Consider the following 1071-nt stretch of genomic DNA (forward strand, 5'->3'; position numbering starts at 1 on the left):
ATTGATGTTGACCGCTCGGCTTTAAATTATGATTTGGTCGCTGGTCGGACTAATCATTTTAAAACGGATATTGAGGCTTACATTAACGAGCGAAAAACCAGCCAGCGGGCGGTTAGAAAAGATGCCGTCTTGGTCAATGAATGGATTATTTCAAGTGATAGTCAGTTCTTTGCTGATTTAACGGCAGCTGATACGCGTAAATATTTTGAAACAGCGAAGGACTATTTTGCTGAAAAATTTGGTGAAGAAAATATTCGTTATGCAATTGTTCATCTTGATGAGAGTACTCCCCATATGCATATGGGGATTGTCCCGTTTGATGATGAACATAAATTGTCTGCTAAACGAGTTTTTAATCGCACAGCTTTGCGAGATATTCAAGATCAATTACCGACTTATTTACAACAGCATGGTTTCAATATTCAGCGTGGGGTTCAAGAATCAGAACGTAAAAGTTTAACGGTACCAGAATATAAAGCCATGCGGGAATCTATTAAGCAGGGGCAACAAAAGTTAGCAGCGGTTGAAAATGAAACTAAACAGCGTCAAGCGAAACTTAAAACGTATCAAGCCACTAAATTTGATGTAAATAGTGTTAAAACGAAAGAATCCCGTTTCCATAAGCGGTATGTGCTGGTTGACCGTTTTGATTTTGATAAACTTAAACAGGGCGCCAGCTTAACTGATACGTATTTTACTGAAACATTGTCCCAAAGGTCTGATATGGATATTCAAAAAGACCAACTGATTAAAGCTGAAAGTAAGGCTATGGAACTAGACATTGAGAATCGTCGTCTTCAAAAGCTAGTCGGGACGCTACAAGGAATTGTTCGGAGCGTTGACCGCTTCTTACAGCGCAAATTAGGTATGGGTTTACCAAATGAGTGGCTAGAACGAGCTGGACTAAAAGAACCGTCTAAAAAAGCCCCTCAGAGGCCACAGGAGCGTTTTAAGGAACGGCATGATGAATTAGATGGTCCAAGCCTTTGAATTTGATCTATGGCTTTAATTTAGCCGCTGATGAGTATTGGAGCTGTTTAATGGCCGTCAGTCAACGGTAAATCGAATTAA

The 1071-nt window shown here is 40.0% G+C and carries 1 protein-coding gene; it reads left to right on the plus strand.

Translation table 11 applies throughout. The annotated features are described in order from the left end of the window. Positions 1 to 990, plus strand: a 990-nt coding sequence (mobV, locus tag HC026_RS12320) for a MobV family relaxase (RefSeq protein WP_168926198.1), incomplete at its 5' end; no start/stop codon positions are given. Positions 991 to 1071 lie beyond the last annotated feature (81 nt).

Origin of the sequence: Secundilactobacillus angelensis (genome assembly GCF_012641075.1) — a bacterium.
Taxonomy (GTDB): Bacteria; Bacillota; Bacilli; order Lactobacillales; family Lactobacillaceae; genus Secundilactobacillus; species Secundilactobacillus angelensis.